This is a genomic window from Dactylosporangium sp. NPDC051541 (assembly GCF_044454505.1).
Taxonomy (GTDB): Bacteria; Actinomycetota; Actinomycetes; order Mycobacteriales; family Micromonosporaceae; genus Dactylosporangium.
This window is the reverse complement of record NZ_JBITDU010000002.1, coordinates 1,279,639-1,297,427: the sequence shown is the minus strand read 5'-3', so window position 1 is coordinate 1,297,427 and position 17,789 is coordinate 1,279,639. Positions and strand designations below refer to the sequence as shown.

19 protein-coding genes are annotated in these 17,789 nt (G+C 73.9%); 11 read left to right on the top strand and 8 right to left on the bottom strand.

All coding sequences use genetic code 11. The features are described 5' to 3' along the window. Positions 1 to 21 precede the first annotated feature (21 nt). Both ACIA8L_RS13540 and ACIA8L_RS13535 read left to right on the top strand, forming a co-directional pair. Positions 22 to 330 carry an NIPSNAP family protein gene (locus tag ACIA8L_RS13540; protein ID WP_395903928.1) on the top strand — a complete coding sequence of 103 codons (309 nt, stop codon included), beginning with the start codon at positions 22 to 24 and terminating at the stop codon, positions 328 to 330. A gap of 188 nt (positions 331 to 518) precedes the next feature. Further along, positions 519 to 2,555: a hypothetical protein gene (locus ACIA8L_RS13535; protein WP_395903926.1), complete on the top strand. Its 2,037-nt coding sequence runs from the start codon at positions 519 to 521 to the stop codon at positions 2,553 to 2,555. 22 nt (positions 2,556 to 2,577) lie between these two features. Here ACIA8L_RS13535 and ACIA8L_RS13530 read toward each other — a convergent pair whose 3' ends face one another. Together ACIA8L_RS13530 and ACIA8L_RS13525 are read right to left on the bottom strand one after the other, a co-directional pair. After that, positions 2,578 to 3,024 (bottom strand): NUDIX domain-containing protein, encoded by a 447-nt coding sequence (locus ACIA8L_RS13530; protein ID WP_395903924.1) that lies wholly within the window; start codon positions 3,022 to 3,024, stop codon positions 2,578 to 2,580. Between the two features lie 158 nt (positions 3,025 to 3,182). After that, positions 3,183 to 4,124 (bottom strand): phosphoglycerate dehydrogenase, encoded by a 942-nt coding sequence (locus ACIA8L_RS13525; protein WP_395903922.1) that lies wholly within the window; start codon positions 4,122 to 4,124, stop codon positions 3,183 to 3,185. 134 nt (positions 4,125 to 4,258) lie between these two features. On the opposite strand from ACIA8L_RS13525, the gene ACIA8L_RS13520 reads away from it, so the two are divergent. The 5 genes from ACIA8L_RS13520 to ACIA8L_RS13500 all read left to right on the top strand — a co-directional run bounded on the left by ACIA8L_RS13520 (position 4,259) and on the right by ACIA8L_RS13500 (position 9,463). Beyond that, on the top strand, positions 4,259 to 5,104 hold the full coding sequence (locus tag ACIA8L_RS13520) for an HAD family acid phosphatase (RefSeq protein ID WP_395903920.1): 846 nt from the start codon (positions 4,259 to 4,261) through the stop codon (positions 5,102 to 5,104). A 571-nt stretch (positions 5,105 to 5,675) separates the two neighbouring features. Next, a complete protein-coding gene (locus ACIA8L_RS13515; protein ID WP_395903918.1) occupies positions 5,676 to 8,033 on the top strand; it encodes a nitrate- and nitrite sensing domain-containing protein in 2,358 nt (785 codons plus the stop codon). After that, entirely contained in the window at positions 8,023 to 8,448 is a 426-nt protein-coding gene (locus ACIA8L_RS13510) for a roadblock/LC7 domain-containing protein (RefSeq protein ID WP_395903916.1), read from the top strand. The genes ACIA8L_RS13515 and ACIA8L_RS13510 overlap by 11 nt, the downstream gene beginning before the upstream one ends. A gap of 9 nt (positions 8,449 to 8,457) precedes the next feature. Next, the gene (locus ACIA8L_RS13505; protein WP_395903914.1) at positions 8,458 to 8,898 is read left to right on the top strand and encodes a DUF742 domain-containing protein; all 441 of its coding nucleotides are present in this window, start codon (positions 8,458 to 8,460) and stop codon (positions 8,896 to 8,898) included. Continuing rightward, positions 8,882 to 9,463 carry a GTP-binding protein gene (locus tag ACIA8L_RS13500; RefSeq protein ID WP_395903912.1) on the top strand — a complete coding sequence of 194 codons (582 nt, stop codon included), beginning with the start codon at positions 8,882 to 8,884 and terminating at the stop codon, positions 9,461 to 9,463. Before ACIA8L_RS13505 ends, ACIA8L_RS13500 begins: the two co-directional genes overlap by 17 nt. A 129-nt stretch (positions 9,464 to 9,592) precedes the next feature. Here the strand turns inward: ACIA8L_RS13500 and ACIA8L_RS13495 are convergent, their stop codons facing one another. Beyond that, positions 9,593 to 10,447, bottom strand: a complete 855-nt coding sequence (locus ACIA8L_RS13495; protein WP_395903910.1) for an NmrA family NAD(P)-binding protein — start codon at positions 10,445 to 10,447, stop codon at positions 9,593 to 9,595. A 60-nt stretch (positions 10,448 to 10,507) separates the two neighbouring features. Between ACIA8L_RS13495 and ACIA8L_RS13490 the strand changes: the two genes are divergently transcribed. Continuing rightward, on the top strand, positions 10,508 to 11,152 hold the full coding sequence (locus ACIA8L_RS13490; protein ID WP_395903908.1) for a TetR/AcrR family transcriptional regulator: 645 nt from the start codon (positions 10,508 to 10,510) through the stop codon (positions 11,150 to 11,152). A gap of 167 nt (positions 11,153 to 11,319) precedes the next feature. Here the strand turns inward: ACIA8L_RS13490 and ACIA8L_RS13485 are convergent, their stop codons facing one another. Further along, entirely contained in the window at positions 11,320 to 11,823 is a 504-nt protein-coding gene (locus ACIA8L_RS13485; protein WP_395903906.1) for a TetR/AcrR family transcriptional regulator, read from the bottom strand. Between the two features lie 12 nt (positions 11,824 to 11,835). Between ACIA8L_RS13485 and ACIA8L_RS13480 the strand changes: the two genes are divergently transcribed. Further along, entirely contained in the window at positions 11,836 to 11,961 is a 126-nt protein-coding gene (locus ACIA8L_RS13480; protein WP_395903904.1) for a hypothetical protein, read from the top strand. A 253-nt stretch (positions 11,962 to 12,214) separates the two neighbouring features. Here ACIA8L_RS13480 and ACIA8L_RS13475 read toward each other — a convergent pair whose 3' ends face one another. Beyond that, positions 12,215 to 12,646, bottom strand: coding sequence for a MarR family winged helix-turn-helix transcriptional regulator (locus ACIA8L_RS13475; protein WP_395903902.1), 432 nt, complete (start codon positions 12,644 to 12,646; stop codon positions 12,215 to 12,217). A 77-nt stretch (positions 12,647 to 12,723) separates the two neighbouring features. Here ACIA8L_RS13475 and ACIA8L_RS13470 point away from each other — a divergent pair, with 77 nt between their 5' ends. Together ACIA8L_RS13470 and ACIA8L_RS13465 are read left to right on the top strand one after the other, a co-directional pair. Further along, on the top strand, positions 12,724 to 13,347 hold the full coding sequence (locus ACIA8L_RS13470) for a maleylpyruvate isomerase family mycothiol-dependent enzyme (protein ID WP_395903900.1): 624 nt from the start codon (positions 12,724 to 12,726) through the stop codon (positions 13,345 to 13,347). 124 nt (positions 13,348 to 13,471) lie between these two features. Next, positions 13,472 to 14,677 (top strand): chitosanase, encoded by a 1,206-nt coding sequence (locus tag ACIA8L_RS13465; protein ID WP_395903898.1) that lies wholly within the window; start codon positions 13,472 to 13,474, stop codon positions 14,675 to 14,677. Positions 14,678 to 14,700: 23 nt separating this feature from the next. On the opposite strand, the gene ACIA8L_RS13460 is transcribed toward ACIA8L_RS13465, so the two are convergent. The 3 genes from ACIA8L_RS13460 to add are packed head-to-tail and all read right to left on the bottom strand — an operon-like array spanning position 14,701 to position 17,742. Continuing rightward, positions 14,701 to 15,483, bottom strand: a complete 783-nt coding sequence (locus ACIA8L_RS13460; protein ID WP_395903896.1) for a hypothetical protein — start codon at positions 15,481 to 15,483, stop codon at positions 14,701 to 14,703. Between the two features lie 44 nt (positions 15,484 to 15,527). Further along, positions 15,528 to 16,760 carry an MFS transporter gene (locus ACIA8L_RS13455; protein WP_395903894.1) on the bottom strand — a complete coding sequence of 411 codons (1,233 nt, stop codon included), beginning with the start codon at positions 16,758 to 16,760 and terminating at the stop codon, positions 15,528 to 15,530. Beyond that, positions 16,741 to 17,742, bottom strand: a complete 1,002-nt coding sequence (gene add / locus ACIA8L_RS13450; RefSeq protein ID WP_395903892.1) for an adenosine deaminase — start codon at positions 17,740 to 17,742, stop codon at positions 16,741 to 16,743. Before add ends, ACIA8L_RS13455 begins: the two co-directional genes overlap by 20 nt. Between the last annotated feature and the right edge of the window lie 47 nt (positions 17,743 to 17,789).

The following is a 17,789-nucleotide window of genomic DNA, read 5'->3' as shown; positions in this document are numbered from 1 at the left end:
TCGGGTCCGTATGCTGGCACCGTGATCACCTGCGTCGTGCACTACACCATCGACCCGGCCCAGATCGACGCGTTCGAGCGGTTCGCCCGCGAGTGGATGCGGCTCGTGGTCAAGCACGGCGGCGTCCACCACGGCTACTTCCTGCCCGCCGAGGGCGCCAGCGACCGGGCCGAGGCGCTGTTCAGCTTCGAGAGCCTGGCCGCCTACGAGCGGTACCGCGCCCGCTTCGCCACGGACCCCGAGTTCCTCGCCGCCGACCGGATCCGCGACGAGTCCGGCTGCGTCCTGCGCTACGACCGCACCTTCATGCGCCCCCTCCTGCCGAGCTGACCGGCCGGTCCCCGCGAACCGCCGGGCCGATACGGAGCACCGCCGAACGGCGCGGAGTCCGTAGCCGGCCCGCCGTCCACGGCTCGACGTCATGCCGGTAGTGGCCGTCCCGGTGATCGATCGTCATCCGGGCCGGGTAGCCGTGTCTCGTTGGTCCCAGAAGGGTTCGGCGGGCGACAATGGTTGCCGTGCTGAACCGGCTCCGCTCGTTCGTCGACGGTGTGCGAGCGACACCCAGCCTGATGCGCGCCACCCGCACCGGCGACCCCGCGGCGCTCGACCGGGCCGTCGCACTGCTCGAGCGGGCGGCGGCCGGGCACGACCGGGCCGTCTACCAGATGCACCTGTGTGCCGTGCTGCGCCTGCGGTACGACCGGCACGGCGACCCGGCCGACCTCGAGCGCGCGATCGCCGCCGGCCGCGCCGCGGTGGACGGCACCCCGCCCGGGCACTTCGGCCGGCCGCTGTGCCTGACGAACCTGGCCCTCGCCCTGCGGGCCCGGTTCAGCGAGCGCGGCGAACCGGCCGACCTGGACGCGGCCGTGGCGGCGGGCGAGGAGGCCCTGGCCGCCGCCTCGCCCATGGACCGTGACCGGCCCAAGTACCTGACCAACCTCAGCGTCGCGCTCCGGGTCCGGTTCGCACACGCGGGCAACGCCGCCGACCTGGACCGGGCCATCGACCTGAGCGCCGCGGCCGTGCCCGGCAGCCGCCCCGCACAGGTCGCCGGCCGCCTGTCCAACCTGGCCATGGCGCTGCGGGCCCGGTTCGACCGGACCGCCGACCCGGCCGACCTGGACCACGCCGTCGCGGTGGCCGGAGCCGCGCTGACGGCGGCGCCGCCGGGCCACCCCGGCCGCGCCGACGTCGCGTCGAATCTGGGGTTCGCGCTGGTACGCCGCTTTGGCCGCACCGGTGACGCGACCGACCTGGACGAGGCGGCCGAGGCGCTCCGCGCGGCGATCGAGGCGACCCCGGCCGAGCACCCCGCCACCGCGAGCTACCAGTCCAGTTTCAGCGCGGCCCTGCGGACCCGGTTCGAGCGGACCGGCGACCTCACCGACCTCGAGGCGGCGGTCGCGGCGGCCCGGACGGCGGCCGCGGCCACCGCGGTCAACGACACTGACCGGGCGGTGTACCTCTCCAGCCTCGGCGCCGCGCTGGAGATCCGCTTCAGCCGGCTCGGCGAACGCGCCGACCTGGACGAGGCCATCGAGATCGGCCGGTCCGTGCTCGACGCCGTCGCCGTGCGCCGCACCGACCGCCCGGACCGGCTGGTGGAGCTGGCCATCATGCTGCACCACCGGTTCGAGCTGACCGGCGACCGGCCCGACATCGACGAGGCGGTCCGACTCGGCCGGGCCGCGCTGGACGCCACCGCCGACGGTCGAGCGGACCGCACCGCCCCGCTCACCAGCCTCGCGAACGCGCTCATGGCCCGATACGAGCAGACGGGCGACCCGGCCGACCTCGACGACGCGCTGGACCTGCGCCACGCCACCGTCGCGGCCGCCCCCGCCGACGACCCCGACCGCCCGATCTACCTGTCCAACCTGGGCAACACGCTGCTGACCCGGTTCGAGCGGACCCACGCGCCGGAGGCCCTCGAGGACGCCGTCGCGGCCGGAGCGGCCGCCGTGGACGCCACCCCCGCCGACCACCCGGCCCGGGCGAAGCGCCTGAACAACCTCGCCGTCGCCCACCGACGCCGGTTCGCGTTTACCGGCGACCCGGCCGCCGCCGCATCGGCCAGGGCCGCCTGGCACGAGGCGACAACCGTGGCGAGCGCACCCACGACGATCCGGGTCGCCGCGGCCCAGGCCTGGGGCACGCTGTCCGCCGGCCAACGGCAATGGCCGGACGCGACCAACGGCTACGCCGCCGCGGTCGGCCTGCTGCCGCTGCTGGTGTGGCGGGGTGTGAGCCGCCCCAGCCACGAACGGCTGCTCGGGGAGTGGAGCGGCCTGGCCGCCGACGCCACCGCCAGCGCCCTGGCCACCGATCGTCGCGACCGCGCGGTCGAACTGTCGGAGCAGGGAAGAAGCGTCCTGTGGTCGCGCCTGCTGGAAACCCGGACCGACCTGGACGACCTCCACCGGTCCCACCCCGCGCTGGCCACCCGCCTCGCCGACACCCGCGCCGCCCTGGACACCCCACTCCCGGCGACAACAACGAAGCCGAGAGCCACGGCGGAGCTCCAGCCGCGGACCGGCCCTGAGGACTGACGGCCGTCCGGGCCGTTCGTGGCTACCAGCCGTGCAGTGCCAGGGTGTCGCCGCGGCTGATGGCGCTCAGGGCCTGGGTCACGTAGTCGACGACGTCCGGGGGCAGGGCGCCGGCGTCGGCCCAGCGCAGTTCGGTGCACTTGTCGGGTTCGGCGATGCTCGGCTCGCCGATCCAGTGGGACACGTGGAAGAACAGGTGCAGGTACTCGAAGTCGGCGGCGTGCTCCGGGGCGGCATGCAGGACGAGGGCGAGGCGGCAGGCGTCCGGGACGACTTCGATGCCGAGCTCTTCGCGCAGTTCGCGGCACAGGCCGGTGATGGCGTCCTCGCCGCCGTCGAGGTGACCGGCGGGCAGGGCGAGCCGGCCGTTGCGGTGGCTGGTGCCGGCGCGGCGCAGGAGTAGGACGGCATTGTTGTCGTGCAGGATGCCGTGGACGGCTACGGCGGCGCGGAAAGGGTCGTACGGCATCGGTCGACCCTATCGGCGCGCGAGCGCCGCCGTTACCAGACGCGGAGTCGCAGGGCCAGGGCCGGCGAAGCTGGGCCCCGGCCCGAGTCTCCCGGGAGGAACGGTCCGGACCACCGCGGACCGGGGCCAAAACCGGCGATGCCGCCTGCGGCACGTGATCAGCGCTCGACCACGTTGCGCAGCTCCGCCCCGTCCAGCAGGGCGGCGAGATTCTCGACGATGAGGGCGGCCGCACCGATGGGCCGCCCGCCCGCCGCGTGCGGTGTGATGATGACATTCGGCTCGTCCCACAGCCCGGAGCCGGCCGGCAGCGGCTCGGTCTCGAACACGTCGAGCGCCGCCCCCGCCACCCGCCCCGCCCGCACGGCGTCGAGGAGGGCCGGTTCGTCGACGGTGGCGCCCCGGCCCACGTTGATGACCCACGCGTGGGCGGGCAGGAGGGCGAGCTGCTCGGCGCCGAGAGCGTGTTTGGTCTCGTCCGTGGCCGGCAGGATCATGACCAGGACGTCGGTCTCGGGCAGCACCTTGGGCAGCTCGGCCGTGCTCAGCACCGTGAACCCGGCGCGCTCGCCGGCGTGGCGGGCGATACCCGTGACCTGCGCGCCGAGCGCGGCCAGGTGTGGGGCCAGGGTCGTGGCGATACCCCCGAAGCCCCAGATCGTGACCTTGGCCCCGCGCAGCGTCCGGAACGTCCCGGTGGGCGCGACGGGCTGCAGTCCGCCGAGCTCACCGGCCCAGCGGTGCCCGACCTGGGCCCTCACCAGCAGGTTCAGCCGCCGGGCGGCGGCGAGGATCAGGCCCAGGGCGTGCTCGCTCACCGTCAGGTCGTGCAGGCTGCGGCCGGAGGTGATGACGACGTCGACCGCGAACCCGGCCGCGACGACGGCGTCCGGCCCGGCCGCGAGGGTCTGAATCCACCGCAGCCGGTGCAGCCGCCGCGCGGCGTCGCGCAGCTGATCCCCGGGGTTGCCCCAGACGACGAGCACTTCGGCGTCGGTGTGCTCCTCGGGGATGGGCGCGGTGATGGAGTACCGAATCGCCTCGACCCCCGGCGGCACCTCGAGGTCCAGGTCGACACTGTCCGGCAGCAGCAGTTTCATGCCACATGTATATCGCCCGGGTCAGTCCCGGCCGCCGCCGTGTCGTGTTCATCGACGGTTCACCGTGCGGACACCCTGCGGCGGGGCTACGTTGCGGTCTGTATGTATCGGCCGGCGAGAGAAGGAGCCGTGTCATGTCCGACGAGAGCAGGCCGCGGTCGCGGCGATGGGTGCTCACCACGGTCGCGGCCGCGCTGGTGGCCGCGTTAGCGGGCGGTGGGATCACGTATGCCGCCGTCACCGCGGAGCCGGCGATCAAGACGTTCACGCCGCGGTCCGAGCGGGACATCACCAACATCGACGTGCTGCGGCAGCAGATTCGCAACTACTACGGTGATCCGCTCGGCACCGGGGTGTCGGCGGCGGACAGCAACTACGCCAAGGAGGCCCGGGGTGTGGCGGGCGACGGGCGGCGGTGGCTCGAGGCGCGGCACCATGTCCGCGGGACCAAGGCCGTCGTGTTCGACGTCGATGACACCGCGCTGCTGACGTGGAACTACGAGGTGTTCAGCAACTGGGCGTTCAACCCGGCCACCAACGCGCAGTTCGTGACCGAGCAGCGGTTCCCGGCCGTGCCCGGGATGGTGGAGCTGGCGCGGACGGCCGAGCGGGAGGGGTACACCATCATCTTCCTGACCGGACGGGGAGCCGCGCAGGAGGCGGCGACGCTCGGCAACCTGACCGCCGACGGGATCGGTGTCGACGCCGGGTTCCCCAAGCCGGCCACGCTCAGTGACGGCGAGGACGGGCTGTTCACCAAGCCCGCCGTCGCCGACTACCCGGACTACCTGAAGGCCGCCTGCGCCGCCGACCCGAACGGGTCCTGCACCACCGTGCATTACAAGTCGGCCACGCGCGCGCACATCGAGTCGCTCGGCTACGACATCGTCGGCAACTTCGGCGACCAGTACAGCGACCTGCAGGGCGGCCACGCCGACCGCACGTTCAAGCTGCCCAACCCCAACTACTTCCTGCCCTGACCGGGACCGCCGGCCGCCCGCGATGGCCGGGCGGCCGGCGGCTGCCACCCACCCGCGCACCATGGCCGGGCGGCCGGCGCCTGCCACCCACCCGCGCACCATGGCCGGGCGGCCGGCGCCTGCCACCCGCAGTGATCAAGCAGCTCCGGGCGATTCGACGAATGCGCAGCTAGACGAATTTCGGCCGCCCCCGTGCAGGATACGCACGGTGACAATTCAATAATGCCGACGCATTTTGCAGGAGCATCAAACAAATCCGCGTCGCTTTCCATGGGCCGTTGGAAAACGTTTTCTGAGCGCGCCCGGACGGCGGCCGGGCGTGGCCATTCGGCAATCCGGGATTGGCCGAACGGCCGCCCGGTGTCTCGCACCAATGGGCCCGGCCAGCCACAGTTTGATCACGGCATTGACGGATGGCCAGGTGCGGTCTAGCTTGATGATCGGTTTCCCGCCGCGGATAACAATGCAATGTCGGCTGACCGCAATGGCATCTCCGACCCCGGGAAGCATCGCATTGTCTTGAGGTTGCCGGCATCGAGGCCGGCATCGGCGTGGAGGTACGGGGCGGTCCATGGCCAGACACAGACACGCTATTTCCGCGCGCCCGGGCGGCGGCGGCACGATCAACGGCCGGCTGACCCGCATCCTCGCGTTGCCGCTGCTCGCGGTGCTGGTGCTGCTGGGCGTCGTCGTGTTCGACGACATCGGCGAGTTTCGCACCGCCCGGGACACCCGCGAGGCGGTCGCCGTTGCCGTGCCGACCCGGGCCCTCGTCCAGAGCCTGCAGGACGAGCGCGGACTGAGCAGCGCGGTGCTCGTCGGCAACCCCTCCTTCAAGACCGAGCTGCCGCCCGCCCGCAAACAGGTGGACACGCAGCGCGCCGACGTCGCGCGCCTGGCGGACCGGGACGTCACCGGGGCCGGGCCGCTGCGCACGGCGCTGGCCGCACTGTCCGGTCTGGACGGCATCCGCGCCCAGGTCGACGCGGCCACGATCACCCGGGCGGCCGCCGTCGAGTTCTACACCGCTCGCATCACCGGGCTGCTGACGGTGGACTTCGGGCTGGACCGGTCGGCGGACAGCGTGCTGCGCCGCGGCTACTCGGCGTGGAGCCACACCAGTCAGACCACCGAGGCGCTGTCCCTGGAGAAGGCCTATCTCCTCGGCATCATCACCAACGGATCCTTCAAGCCCGGGGAGTACGAGCAGTACGCCGTCCAGCGGGCCACCCTGAGGGCGGGCGTGACCACGGCCGTGTTCATGAACGCCGAGCAGAAGGCGCAGTCCGACAAGGTGCTGGCCACCGACGCGTCCAAGCAGATGGCGCAGATGGACGCGGCCGCCGCCCAGGGCGCCGACGGCCGCCAGCTGAACCTCGACCCGCAGCGGTGGTGGGCGGCGGCCTCCGGGCTGACCGCCGGCATCCTGGAGCTGGAGCGGCTCATCGGCCGTGACATCCAGAACCGGGCGCAGGAGCTGGAGGACGCCGCGTTCCGCCGCCTCGGCATCCTGCTGGGCATCGTCGGTGCCGCCATCGTCGGCGCGATCCTGCTGATGATCGTCGCCGCCCGGTCGATCACCCGGCCGCTGGGCCTGCTGGTCGACGAGGCCGACGCGCTCGCCACCCGGCGCCTGCCCGACGCCGTCGCGCGTGTCCAGGCCGCGGCCGAAGACGAAAAGCTCGAACCTCCGCCGCCGGTACGGGTGCCACGCCGCGCCGGCCCCGAAATCCAGCTCGTGGCCGAGGCGCTCGATCGAGTACAAGCGACGGCTTATGCTCTCGCCACTGAGCAGGCCATCATGCGCCGCACCACCACGGAGTCCCTGGCCAACCTGGGCCGGCGCAACCAGAACCTGCTGCGCCGCCAGATCGGGTTCATCACCAAGCTGGAGCGCGAGGAGAGCGACCCGTCGGACCTGGCCAACCTGTTCGAACTGGACCATCTCGCCACCCGCATGCGCCGCAACGCCGAAAGCCTCCTGGTCCTCGCCGGCGAGGAGAGCCCGCGACCCTGGTCGGAGCCGCTGACCACCGCCGACGTCATCCGCGCGGCGGTGTCCGAAGTGGAGGACTACCGGCGGGTGTCGCTGCGCCGCATCGACGACGCGCACGTCGCCGGGGCCCACGTCAGCGGCCTCGCGCACATGATCGCGGAGCTGGTCGAGAACGCGCTCGCGTTCTCCTCGCCCGACGTCGACGTGGAGATCCAGGGCCGCTACCTCGGCGACCGGTACCTGATCGCGATCAGCGACCAGGGCGTCGGCATGAAACCCGACGACCTGGCCCGCGCCAACGGCCGGCTGCGGGGCGAGGAGAGCTTCGTCCTCGCCCCGACCCGCTACCTCGGGCACTGGGTGGTCGGCAAGCTGGCCCAGCAGATGTCGGTCGACGTGCAGCTGACCCAGTCGCCGGTCGTCGGCACCACGGCCCGCGTCATCCTGCCGCCGTCGATGCTTGTCGCGCCGAGCGCGATCGAAGGGGTCACGGTGGCCCGGGCCCCGCAGCCGGCCGCCGGCGCCCCGCGGTTCGTGCCGATCGCGCCCCTGGCCATCGAGCGGGCCGCCGCGCAGGTCGCCGCCGGGCCGACCGGCCCGTCGCCGACCGGCTTGTCGCCGAGCGGTTCGTCGCGGGCGCCGGTGGTGGTGGAGTACGTCGCGGTACCCGAGGCCGACGAGCACACCGACGAGGCCCCGGTGAGCGCGCTCGACCTGCTGGAGCGCACCCGCAACGGGCTGGTCAAGCGCCCGGCCCGGAAGAAGGCCGCGAACGCGGCGCCGGTCGCGGTCAAGGAGCCGGCCCCGGTCGAGCGGCCCGAGGCCATGGACGAGTCACCGGATCAGGTGCGCAGCCGCCTGACGTCACTGCAGGCGGGTGTGGCCCGCGGCCGGGCCGAGCGGGCAACGGAGGAGACCGATGATGAGCGTTGACGCGCAGACCGAGGCCAACCAGTTCAACTGGATGCTGGCCAACTTCGTCCGCGACACCGACGGTGTCCGCGACGCGGTCGCCGTGTCCTCGGACGGCCTGCTGATCGCGACGTCGGAGGGTCTGGACCGGGTCGGTGCCGACCAGTTGGCGGCCATCGTGTCGAGCATGTCCAGTCTCGGCCGGAGCGCGTCGAAGAAGTACGACTTCGACGGCTTGAAACTCATCATGATCGAGATGCGGCGGGGCTTCCTGCTCGTGTCGGCCATCAACGGTGGCTCGTGTCTCGGCGCGCTCGCCGAGAGCGGCTGCGACCTGGGCCTGATCGGCTACGAGATCGCGGTGCTGGCGGACCGGTTCGGCGACCTGCTGACGCCCGCCCTGATCTCCGAGTCCCGCCGGTCCCTACCCCAGTGAGCCGCCGCCATGGCTGATTACGGCCCCCGGCTGCCCGACCCGCGGATGATCCCGGTCTGGGAGCCACCCACCTCGGCCCCGCGGCCGCCGGCTCCGGCCCCCGGACCGGTCGACGCCACGGCCGAGCCCGACGACGTGTTCCTCCGGCCGTTCATGCTCACCGGCGGCCGGACCCGGCCGCTGCAGGACGGCCTGCGCATCGAGACGATGGTGTCCGCGCCGCCGGCCGCCCTGTCCGCGCCGCTGCGCTTCGAGCTGCGCCGGATCGTGGAGCTGTGCCAGACGCCGCTGTCCGTGGCCGAGATCGCGGTCCGGCTCGGCGTGCCCCTCGGCGTGGCCCGGGTGCTCGTCGCCGACCTGGTCGCCGACGGGTACGTGTCGTTCGCCAAGGTCGAAGAACTGCCCATGGATGTGCTCGAGAAATTGAGGGACCGTGTCCGCGCGCTCTGACCGCACCGAGCCGCCGATCTCCGTGAAGATCGTCATCAGTGGCGGCTTCGGGGTCGGCAAGACCACGTTCGTCGGTGCCATCTCCGAGATCGAGCCGCTGGTCACCGAGGCCTCGATGACTGAGGCTTCGATCGGCGTCGACGACCTGAGCGGCGTGTCCGGCAAGACGACCACGACGGTCGCCCTGGACTTCGGCCGCATCACTTTGGACAAGAGCCTGCTGTTGTACCTGTTCGGCACGCCCGGCCAGGACCGGTTCTCGTTCCTCTGGGACGACCTGGTCGACGGCGCGCTCGGAGCGGTCGTGCTGCTCGACACCCGCCGCATCGAGGACTGCTTCGCCGCGCTCGACTACTTCGAGGAGCGCGACATCCCGCTGCTGATCGCCGTGAACAACTTCGACCGCGCCCGCCGCTTCGACCTCGACGAGGTCCGGGAGGCCCTCGGCGCCGCCGACCACATCCCGATCCTGGAGTGCGACGCCCGCGCCCGCGGCTCGGTCAAGCAGGTCCTCGTCGAACTCGTCGAGCAGATCATCGCCAAGCGCCTGGCCCGCACCCCCTGACGCCCCTCACCGCGGCCGCGGGTCGCCCGACGGCTGCCGCGGGTCGCCCGACGGCTGCCGCGGGTTGCCCGACGGCTGCCGCGGGTTGCCCGACAGGTTGCCGCAGGGCTGTTGCGGGTGGGCCCAGGGCTATCGCTGGTCGCCCCACGGCTGTCGCGCGGCCCAGTCGGCGAACGTCAACGCGCGGCCGGCCCGCAGCGCTATCGCGGTCGCGGGGTCGACCGCCGGCCGCGTCCGGGACAGCCACTCGACGAGCTGGAACCAGTGTTCACCGGCGGCCCGGACCGCGGGCCCCGGCAGCTGCCGGTAGGTGACGGGCCGGCCGATCGCGGCGGCGAGGGACTCGGCCATCGCGGTGCGGGTGAGCATCTCGGTGGCCAGGTCGACGCGGCGGGCCGGCAGCGCGTCCGGCGTCGTCAGCGCCGTCTCGGCGATTGCGGCGTAGTCCTCGAGCGCGATGCTCGGCACCGGCAGGTCGGCCGGGACGCCGTCGACCAGCACACCGCCGGCGAGCGCGGCGAGCGACTCCGGGAGCAGCACCATCTCGAAGAACCCGGCCGGCCCCAGCACCGTGTTGGCCGGGCCGGCGGCCAGCACCACCTGCTCGATGCGCGCTTTGGTGTCGAAGTGCGCCACGCCGGTACCGCGATCCGCGAGCGCGCCCGAGGAGAACACCACCCGCACGCCGGCGTCGGTCGCGGCCCGGGTGATCGCGAGCCCGGCGGCGATCTCGTCGGCCGGGTCGTCGGTCGCGGTGGTCACGGCGAACACCGCGGCCGTGCCGGCGACCGCCCGGGCGAGGGACGCGCCGTCGTGCAGATCTCCGGCCACGACCTGCGCCCCGGCCGCCGCGAGCCGCCGGGCCGCGGCCGACCCCCGATCGCGGGTCAGCGCCCGGACGGCCGTTCCGGAGGCCAGCAGCCGGCTCGCGACCGCGCCGCCCTGCCGCCCGGTGGCGCCGACAACGAGGATGTGTTCGCCCATGGCGTCCTCCGAATTGACACTACGCAGCTTATATTGAATATGAAGGTAGTATCGCCGGCGATGGCCGTCAAGCAACCCCGCGGGTACAGCAGCGCACGCCGGACCGAACGCGCCCAGGAAACCCGGGCGGCGATCCTGCGCGCCGCCCGCGACCGCTTCATCGCCCACGGCTACGCCGCGACCGCCGTCCGGGACATCGCCGAGGACGCGGGCGTCGCCTTCCCCACGGTCTACGCGGCCGTCGGCAACAAGGTCGCGCTCCTGGCCGCCGTCTTCGACATCGCCGTCGCCGGCGACGACGAACCCGTGGCGCTCGCCGACCGCGAGTTCGTCCGCGCGGCCGAGGCCGACCCCGACCCGCGCGTCCTGCTGCGCACGTTCACGCACCAGGTCATCACGGCCGGCACGCGCGTCGCCCCCATCCTGGCCGTCATCGACGAGGCCGCCCTGAGCAGCCCGCAGATCGCGACCCTGGCCGAGCGGACCCGGGCCGGCCTGCTCGCCGGCACCACCCGCCTCGCCCAGAACCTCGCCGACCGCGGCGCACTGCGCCCCGGCCTGGACGTCCCACCCGCCGCCGACATCCTGTGGATGCTGGCCGGCGGCATCGTGCAGCAGTCCCTCATCGACCGCCGCGGCTGGACCGCCGAGGCCGCCGAGGACTGGCTCTACGACGCCCTCGACCGGCTCCTGCTGCGCCCCTGAGGCTCCTCATCCCGCACGAGCGGCGGCCGTCGGGTGTCCGCGGACCGGGCTTCAGGAGTTGGCGGTCGTCGGGTGTCCGCGGACCGGGCTCCAGGAGCGGCGGTCGTCGGGCGTGCGCGGACCGGGCTTCAGGAGTTGGCGGTCGTCGGGCGTGCGCGGACCGGGCTTCAGGAGCGGCGGTCGTCAGGCGTCCGTAGGCCGGCGAAGACGATCGCGAGCACCCGCGCCTGCTGCTCGGCATCCCAGCCGCCGGCCAGGGCGCCCTGGCACAGGCTGGTCAGCAAGGCCATGACCTGCGGCAGTTCCACCTGGCGGGCGACGGTGCCCGCGCGATGAGCGTGGCCGAGCAGCCGCTCGACCGCGTGGTCGAGTCGCTGCACCGCGTCGGCGAGACCGACCTCGACACCTTCCCGGTCGAGCAGGTCGGCCACCCGCCGCTTCATGGCGGCCTGCTCCACCATGCGCTCGAAGAAGGTGAACAGGGCGGTCCCGCGCCCGGGCGTCCGGTCGAGCGCGTCGAGCTGCGCGAGCAGCCGGGCCAGCCGATCCTCGGTGATGGCCGCGACCAGATCCTGCTTCGTCGGGAAGTGCCGGAAGACGGTGCCGACGGCGAGTCCGGCGCGGCGCGCGACCTCCTCCGTCGAGGCCGCGGTGCCGAGTTCGCTGAACACCTGGTCGGCGCGTTGGCGACCACCGGTGGGTCGGTCGTCGCGCCGGTCATCGCGGTCCTCGACGTCCATGATGGACAGATCGCGCGCTGGCGCGAGTACCACAACATCGCGGCCCTCCTCGGGCCGGAGTCCCGCTGAGCCCGGTGGCTCCGCCGCGAGCGGGCATCGTCCGGACCCGCACGGACGTGGCGACCTGTGCCGCCGGGCGAGCCGCTGCGGTCCGCGGCCCGAAGGAGGTGCCGACGACGAGCGCGAGCGGCCTCGGCCCGGTCCGCCCGGCGGGCGGCGGCGGCGTGGTCGCGTCCGGGTCGCGATAACGCCAGGCGGCCGGGACGGCCGATTGCGAGCGCGGCGCGAACATGCCCCACGGCGGCAGCGGTACCCCCGGCGCCTAAATGTAAGGGTCGGTGATCTCGCGGAGCCGGGCCAATGTGTCGCGGAGCTGGGTCAGGCGCCGGGCGCCGATGTGCCCGGCCCACTCGGCCTCGACCTCGGCCACGACCGCCGCCGCGATCTCCCCGGCCCGGTGGCCGCGTTCGGCGATGTGGACCAGGCGGGCCCGGGCGTCGGCCGGGTCCGGCCCCCGGCGCGCATACCCGGCCCGCTCCAGCTGGTCGACCAGGAACCCCGCGGTCTGCTTGGTCACCTGCGCCTGCTCGGCCAGCTCGCTCAGGCGGGTGCCGTGCGGCCCGATCCGCTGGAAGATCCGCGCCTGCGCCGGCGTGATGTCGAAGCCGGCGGTGCCGAGCGCGTCGAGGACCCGCTGCTCCATCGCCCGGTAGGCCACGAAGAGCAGCACCCCGACGTTCACCGGTTCGGCCATCGCCGTCCTCCTTGACATTCGGTCAGATCCTCTGACTAAATTGGTCAGAGGATCGTACCAACCGGGAGGGGGCGGGGATGGACCGGGAGGCGAGCTGGCAGGCGATCGCCCGGCAGCGGCGAGACCTCGCCGACCTGCTGGACGGGCTGTCCGCCACCGAATGGGAGCGGCCGTCCCTGTGCGCGGGCTGGCGGGTGCGGGACGTCGCGGCGCACGTCGCCCTGGCGCCGCAGCCGCCGGGCGCGTGGGCGATGGCCGTCGACGCGGCCCGGGCCGGGGGCCGGTTCCACAAGCTCAACCACGACGTGTCCGTCCGGCACGCGCGGCGCCCGGTCGCGGACCTCGTCGACGAGCTGCGCCGGCACGCCGACAGCCGGCGGCTGCCGATCGTCACGAACTACCGCAACATCCTCTTCGACGTCCTCGTCCACGCGCAGGACATCGCCGTGCCGCTGGGCCGGCCGCTGCCGATGCCGGCCGGCGCGGCGTCCGCGGCCGCGTCGCGGGTGTGGAGCATGGGCTGGCCGTTCTGGGCCCGGCGGCGCCTGCGCGGGGTGCGGCTCGTCGCCACGGATGCGGACTGGGCGGCCGGCGACGGCCCGGAGGTGACCGGCCCCATCGACGCGCTGCTGCTGTTCATGACCGGGCGCGCGGCCGCGCGGCCCCGCCTCACCGGCGCCGGCCTGGCCCGCGTCGGCTGACCCGCGGCGCGGAGCGGGAGCACCCGGGCGCGGGGTGGGAGCGGGCCGGTTGCCGGCATCAGGAGCACGCCCAGGTGTGCCGATGCTCATCCCGACCGGTTTCCGACGGACGGGTGGGCACAGCATGGCGGCACGGCGGAGCGTGGCAGGGATCGCGGCGATGGTCGCCGGCGTGGCGGGGGTGGCGGTCGCCGCACCGAGCGCCTACGCGGCGGACGCCGTCGTGTCCAAGGGCCGCGCGGCGACCGCGTCGGCCGGCACCGCGGCGCGCGCCGTCGACGGCCAGCCCGCGACGACGTGGACGAGCACCGGCCGCGCGGCGCAGTGGCTGCGGGTCGACCTCGGGGCCGCGACCGCCGTCAGCCGCATCCGGCTGTCCTGGGCCGCCGCCTACGCCGGCACCTACCGCCTCGAAGCCTCGGCCGACGGCAGCACCTGGACATCGCTGTACGCCACGAAGACCGGCAACGGCAAGACCGACGACCTCACCGCCCTGCAGGGCACCGCGCGGTTCGTGCGCCTGACGGCCACCCCGCGCACCACCAAGGGCCTCGCGCTCGGCGAGCTGGAGATCTTCGGCCACAAGCCGGAGTCGGCGCCCACACCGCTGCCGGTGCCGGTGCCGAAGGGGGCGGACCTCACGGCCGACGTCGCCATGCGGCTCGTCTCCTCGGCCGAGAACTCCAGCCTCGACTGGCGCTCTCAGTACCAGTACATCGAGGACATCGGCGACGGGCGCGGGTACACCGGCGGCATCATCGGCTTCTGCTCCGGCACCGGCGACATGCTCGAGGTCGTCGAGGCCTACACCACCGCCGTCCCCGGCAACGCTCTGGCGAAGTACCTCCCGGCCCTGCGCAGTGTCAACGGCACCGCCGCGCACACGGGTCTCGGCACCGCGTTCGAGGCCGCCTGGAGGACCGCGGCGACCGATCCCGCGTTCCAGGAGGCCCAGAACGAGGAGCGGGATCGGGTGTACTTCAACCCGGCGCTCGCCCAGGCCAAAGCCGACGGACTGCGGGCACTGGGCCAGTTCGCCTACTTCGACGCGTACGTCATGCACGGTCCCGGCAACGACGCCGCGAGCTTCGGCGGCATCCGCAAGGCGGCGCTGGCCAAGGCGAAGAGCCCGGCCCAGGGCGGCGACGAGGCCGCGTACCTGACCGCGTTCCTCGACGCCCGGGTCGCCGCGATGCGCACCGAGGAGGCCCACAGCGACACCAGCCGCGTCGACACCGCCCAGCGGGTCTTCCTCACCAACGGCAACCTGGACCTGCGTCTGCCGCTGTCCTGGAAGGTCTACGGCGACCCGTACACCATCGCCGCCTGACGACCCGGGCTCCGCGCGGTGGATCAGCTCCAGTCCGGGACGACCGCCCCGTCGGCTCCGACCCGCATCCGCAGCTCCGCCCCGGCCACCATGCTCGCCACCCGCTTTAGCGGCACCCCGAACCGCGCCGGCACCGACACCGGCGCCCGGCCGTCGAACTCCAGATGCAGCCGGACGTCGAACACCGGACGTCCGGCCGCGTCGTATTCGAGGCTCGGCGTGGCCCCGAGCACCACACCCCGGCCCACCGTCCCGACCGGCGCCATCGGCCGTGCCGGTGGCGCCTGCGGCCGCGCGTGCATCGTCACCACCGGCACCGGCATGATCGGCGCGTCCATCGGCCCCGGCGGGCGGTCGAGGTCCAGCAGCACCCGCTCCCGATCCTCCGGGTCGACCCGCACCGGAACCTGACCGCCGGCCGACAGCCGCGCCCACCGCAGCCGCGGCACCAGGTCCTTCACGGTCGTGGTGTAGGCCCCGTGCACCGTCGTCACGACCGCCAGCCGCAGCTCCAGCTGCGCAACCCCGCTGTATTCGGTGCCCGTCTCCCGCATCGTCAGCACCCGCGCGTAGCCGGTGACGCCGCCGCTCAGGACCCGCCGGGCCCGCCGGTACGACCGCATCGCCCACCACCCGAGCAGCCCCGACGGCACCGCCAGGGCCCCCACCACCAGCCCGATGGTGCGGGTGGTGCCCGGCCCGCCCCCGCTGGTCGGAATCGCCCCCGTCAGCAGCCCGGCCGAGCACACCGCCGCCACGACGGCGACCACGAGCATCGTGACGGCGGCACCGCGACTCCAGGTCATACCGGAGATCATCCCCACCGCCCGCCCACGGCACAGTCAACTTTTCAACGCTCGGCGGGGCGGAGCTCGATGTGGCGGAACACCGGCAGCAGCGATGCGGCGAGCATGGCCAACGCGGCGACGGTACCCCCCGACAGCGCGACCGCCGCCGAGCCGAACGCGGCCGCCAGGACGGGCGCCGACAGCTGCCCGAGCGGGAAGGACACGAACGACCAGAACTCGTCGTGGGCGCCGACCCGGGACAGCAGCCGTTCGGAGATGTGGGTGTAGTTGACGGTCTCCCACGCGACGGTGAAGAGCTCGGTGGCCACCCCGGCCAGCAACGACGCGGCGGCCAGCCAGGCGATACCCGCGCCGGCGCCGAGCAGGACCAGCGGCAGGGCGGCCAGGGCCATCGCGGCCAGCACCGGCCGCATCGGCCGTCGCATCAGCGGCACGTGGACCAGCACGACGCTGGCGAGCAGCGCCCCGACTCCCTGCGCGCTGAGCACCAGGCCCCAGCCGGTCGCGCCGATCGTGTGGAAGGCGATGACCGGGCCGAGGACCTGCCAGACGCCCCGGTCGGTGGCGTTGAAGACGGCGAAGGCCAGGGTCACCGACCAGATCCACGGCTGCGACGCGAAGTAGGTCCAGCCTTCCCGCAGGTCGCTGAGCATGGTCGGGGCGTCACCGGCCCGCTTCGGCGGCTCGGGCATCGCGATCCGGGCGAAGCAGGCGGCGGCGAGCAGGAACGAGACGGCGTCGGCGGCGATCGCCCAGCCGCCGCCGACGGACGCGGTGAGCAGCCCGGCGCCGGCCGGTCCGAGGATCCGGGCGAGGTTGCCGGCCGAGGCGAGCAATGAACTGGCCCGCTGCAGGCCGCGCCCGGAGGCCAGGTTGGACACGATGCCGCGCAGCACGGGCGTGGTGAGCCCCTGGAACACGCCGTTGCCGACCGCGAACGGCAGCAGCAGCGCCGGGTGCTGGTCGGTGAGCAGCAGGACCGCGACCCCGGCCTGGCTCAGACCGGCGCCGAGGCTCGTCAGCGACAGCACGGTGGAGCGCCGGTAGCGGTCGGCGATGCCACCGCCGAACAGCATGGTCGCCACCGTCGCGACCATCGCGGTGCCGACGACCGCGGACACCCACCCGGCGCTGCCGGTGCGTCCGAGGACCCCGAACGCCAGCGCGACCGGCGCCATGGCGCTGCCGGCCAGCGAGATCGACCGCCCGGCGAAGTACCACCGGAAGGGCGCCGAACGCAGCGGCCGGGAACCGTCAGGACCGGCAGACGCCATGCCCGAGCCAGGCGTCGATGCCGGCCAGCGCCGACGCGACGAGGTCGCCGGGCGCCCCGCTGTGCCGCAGTGAGGTCCGCGCGCACTCGGCCAGCCGCGTGGCGTCGAGGCCGATGCCGTCCCGGGCCCGGGTGTATTCGGTGAGCAGGTCCGTGTCGAACAGCAGCGGGTCGTCGGCGTTGATGCTGGCCGGCACGCCCCGGGCGAGCAGCGCCGGGAGGGGGTGCCCGGCGAGTGCGGGGACCACGGACAGCATCACGTTGCTGGTCGGGCACACGTCGAGGGCGACGTCGCCGGCCGCCAGCCGGTCGAGCAGCGCCGGGTCGGCGATCGCCGCCACACCGTGCATGATCCGGTCGGCGCCGAGGACCTCGACCGCGTCCCGGACCGCGGCGGCACCGGTCAGCTCCCCGGCGTGGGGGACGGCGAGGAGGCCACCCGCACGGGCGATGGCGAACGCTTCGGCGAACAGTGGGCCCGGCGCCGCGGCCTCGTCGCCGTCGAGCCCGAACCCGACGACACCGTCGCCCCGGCGGCGCACCGCGAGCCGCGCCAGCGCCACGGCCTCGTCCGGCGACCGGCCGCGGTTGGCCGCCACGATCAGCCCGAAGCCCACGCCGTGGCGATCCTGCGCGGCCCGCCCGGCGTCGAGCACCACGTCGAGCACGTCGGCGTCCGCGCCGAGGCGGGCACCGAACAGCCCGGGCCACATCGACGGCTCCACCCAGACCGCCCCGGCCCGGGCGGCGTCCTCGACGACCTCATCGACGAGGCGTCGCGCGTCCGCCGGTGTCCGCAGGCACGCGGCCGCGGCGGTGATGGTCTCGGTGAACGCCGCGAAGGACCCGTATCCGCTGGGTAGCCGGGCGACGACCCCGGCCCGGGCAGCCAGCTCCAGCAACGTCGAGCGGCGCATCGCCCCGTCGAGATGGATGTGCAGGTGAGCCTTCGGCAGCGCGGCGAGCGCGCGACTGGCTTTCATCCCGGCATGATCCCACGCCGCACCGCCGCCCGGCCGCCCCGAAGCCG

Coding starts and splice junctions, on each gene's coding strand:
- ACIA8L_RS13530 (WP_395903924.1), bottom strand. CDS start 3,024: ATGCCGTACGACCCTTTCCGCGCCGCCGTAGCCGTCCACGGCATCCTG.
- ACIA8L_RS13525 (WP_395903922.1), bottom strand. CDS start 4,124: ATGAAACTGCTGCTGCCGGACAGTGTCGACCTGGACCTCGAGGTGCCG.
- ACIA8L_RS13520 (WP_395903920.1), top strand. CDS start 4,259: ATGTCCGACGAGAGCAGGCCGCGGTCGCGGCGATGGGTGCTCACCACG.
- ACIA8L_RS13515 (WP_395903918.1), top strand. CDS start 5,676: ATGGCCAGACACAGACACGCTATTTCCGCGCGCCCGGGCGGCGGCGGC.
- ACIA8L_RS13510 (WP_395903916.1), top strand. CDS start 8,023: ATGAGCGTTGACGCGCAGACCGAGGCCAACCAGTTCAACTGGATGCTG.
- ACIA8L_RS13505 (WP_395903914.1), top strand. CDS start 8,458: ATGGCTGATTACGGCCCCCGGCTGCCCGACCCGCGGATGATCCCGGTC.
- ACIA8L_RS13495 (WP_395903910.1), bottom strand. CDS start 10,447: ATGGGCGAACACATCCTCGTTGTCGGCGCCACCGGGCGGCAGGGCGGC.
- ACIA8L_RS13490 (WP_395903908.1), top strand. CDS start 10,508: ATGGCCGTCAAGCAACCCCGCGGGTACAGCAGCGCACGCCGGACCGAA.
- ACIA8L_RS13475 (WP_395903902.1), bottom strand. CDS start 12,646: ATGGCCGAACCGGTGAACGTCGGGGTGCTGCTCTTCGTGGCCTACCGG.
- ACIA8L_RS13470 (WP_395903900.1), top strand. CDS start 12,724: ATGGACCGGGAGGCGAGCTGGCAGGCGATCGCCCGGCAGCGGCGAGAC.
- ACIA8L_RS13465 (WP_395903898.1), top strand. CDS start 13,472: ATGGCGGCACGGCGGAGCGTGGCAGGGATCGCGGCGATGGTCGCCGGC.
- ACIA8L_RS13460 (WP_395903896.1), bottom strand. CDS start 15,483: ATGACCTGGAGTCGCGGTGCCGCCGTCACGATGCTCGTGGTCGCCGTC.
- ACIA8L_RS13455 (WP_395903894.1), bottom strand. CDS start 16,760: ATGGCGTCTGCCGGTCCTGACGGTTCCCGGCCGCTGCGTTCGGCGCCC.
- add (WP_395903892.1), bottom strand. CDS start 17,742: ATGAAAGCCAGTCGCGCGCTCGCCGCGCTGCCGAAGGCTCACCTGCAC.